Annotated in this window: 3 protein-coding genes; 1 reads left to right on the top strand and 2 read right to left on the bottom strand. The window is 68.8% G+C overall.

From position 1 onward, the window contains the following. A partial coding sequence (locus tag HUK84_RS15645; RefSeq protein ID WP_176641111.1) for a PhzF family phenazine biosynthesis protein occupies window positions 1-394 on the bottom strand: 394 nt, incomplete at its 3' end. Continuing rightward, window positions 387-848, bottom strand: coding sequence for a UrcA family protein (locus HUK84_RS15640; protein WP_218064405.1), 462 nt, complete (start codon window positions 846-848; stop codon window positions 387-389). The genes HUK84_RS15640 and HUK84_RS15645, both read right to left, overlap by 8 nt. A gap of 150 nt (window positions 849-998) precedes the next feature. Between HUK84_RS15640 and HUK84_RS15635 the strand changes: the two genes are divergently transcribed. Further along, window positions 999-2,164 (top strand): aminotransferase-like domain-containing protein (locus HUK84_RS15635; RefSeq protein WP_176641109.1); only part of this gene is annotated, 1,166 nt, incomplete at its 3' end.

The following is a 2,164-nucleotide window of genomic DNA, read 5'->3' as shown; positions in this document are numbered from 1 at the left end:
CGGCCTCGACCGCGCCGGCCCGGCGCAGGGGCGGGGCGGCGAAGGCCAGCACCGCGTCCTGCCGCCGAACGGGCACCAGTCCCGCCTGGCATTCCTGCACGACGTGCCTGCCGCGCGGCAGGCCGCCCTGCTGCAGCCACACATGGCAGGTGCCCAAGGTGGGATGGCCGGCGAAGGGCAGTTCCTGCTGCGGCGTGAAGATCCGGACGCGGTAATCCGCATCGGGATGGGTGGGCCTGAGCAGGAAGGTCGTCTCGCTGAGATTCGTCCAGTTCGCGAATGCGGCCATCTGCGCGTCCGTAAGCCCGTCGGCCCCGGTCACGACGGCCAGCGGATTGCCGCCGAACGGGCGGGTGGCGAAGACATCGACCTGATGAAAAGCAAATTCAGCCATGTTTTGATTTCCGATCCTCAACCGCCCTTCGGGCATCCCACGCCGCGCCGTCTTCGGTCCATGCCCGCTCCAGCAGGGGGGAATGGACCTGCGCGACGGCGCGCGCCACGCTCGCCCGCCGGCAGTCCGACCATTCCACCGCCGCCCGGATATCTCCCAGGCTCGCCGTTTCATCGCCGCAGGCTTGGAGCGCGGCGTGCTCCAGCACGCGCAGGAAGTGCCGCGCGTGCGGCAGGTCGCCGATATCCGCGGCGCGGTATGGAACACGCACCGCCGTGGACGCGGTCTCATCCTCCTGCCCATGAGCCGGCCGGCCATGAAGCGCCATCAGGACCATGAGCCCCAGAACGATGATCATCCCGATGCTGGCGGCCTCGACCTGCACGCCGATACGTCCGGCGAACGCCCCGTCGCGACGGGATTCAACACGGTTTTTCCGCACCATGAACATCATTGATCACCCTCCAAGGCGAAGAGTCCCTTTCTGGCGGCGCATTGTACTATTACAATGTGCGCGAACTCTTCATGTCTGTAATTTTTCCTTGATACATTTCTTCGTCAATATCTATATTGTCATAGTTCAATATGCGGACCGAGACCGGCAATGACGCGATGGCGCCCCGAGATTCCTTCCGATGCCGCGCCGCTCTATCTGCGGCTGGCCGATGCGATGGAGCGCGACATCGGCGCCGGCACGCTGCCGGCCGGCATGCGGCTGCCGCCGCAGCGCGATCTGGCCCACCAGTTGGGGCTGAGCATCGGGACCGTCACCAGGGCCTATGCCGAGGCCGAGCGGCGCGGCCTGCTGGACGCGCATGTCGGGCGCGGCTCGTTCGTGCGGGGCAGCCTGCCGGACCTGACGGCGCCGTCGGTCCTGTTCCACGCGGCCCATTCGGCGGCCGATCCGGAGACGGTGATCGACCTGCGCTGCAATACGCCGCCCGCCATCGCATTGTCACGGTCGGTCGAGCTGGCCGTCACGCGACTGGCGGCGACGGCACAGCTTGAGCCATCGGTACAATATATCCAGGGGACCGGGCTGCGCCTGGTGCGCGAGGCCGGCGCGGCCTGGCTGGCACGGCGGCATGGGCTGGCGTGCGATCCGGACGATCTGATCCAGTGCAATGGCGGCCAGCATGCGATCGGGCTGGTCCTGTCGTCGCTGTGCCGGCCGGGCGATACCGTGCTGTGCGAATCCTCGACCTTTCACGGCGCCAAGGTCGCGGCCGAGCATCTGGGCCTGACCCTGCGCGGGGTGACGATGGACCAGGAGGGGCTGGACCCCGCCGCGCTGGACCGGGCGCTGGCCGAAACGCGGGCCCGGCTGCTGTTCACCCTGCCGACCCTGCACAACCCCACGACGCGCAGCATGAGCCTTGCGCGGCGCGAGGCGATCGTGCGGATCGCCCGCCGGCATGACGTCACGATCTTCGAGGATGACGCCTATTGCGCCTATGCCGACCCCGGGGAGCGGCCGCCGCCGATCGCCGCCCTGGCGCCCGAGCGCACCCTCTATCTGGCCAGCATTTCCAAGGGCGTCTGCCCGGGGCTGCGCCTGGCCTTCGTCACCCTGCCGCCCGCGATGCCGCGCGAGCGGCTGATGCGGGGCATTCGCGCCTTCGGCTATTGCCCGCCGGCGCTGGGGGGATTGATTTTCGCCCATTGGGTGGCGGAGGGCACCGCCGACGCCGTGGCCGACGCGGTGCAGGCCGAAGCCGCCCATCGGCTGGAAATGGCCCGGCGGATCCTGGGCTGCGCGATGGACCAGCC

It is taken from the genome of Nguyenibacter vanlangensis (genome assembly GCF_013376155.1).
GTDB lineage: Bacteria > Pseudomonadota > Alphaproteobacteria > Acetobacterales > Acetobacteraceae > Gluconacetobacter > Gluconacetobacter vanlangensis.
This window is presented reverse-complemented; position numbering and strand designations above follow the sequence as displayed.

Coding starts and splice junctions, on each gene's coding strand:
- HUK84_RS15640 (WP_218064405.1), bottom strand. CDS start 848: ATGATGTTCATGGTGCGGAAAAACCGTGTTGAATCCCGTCGCGACGGG.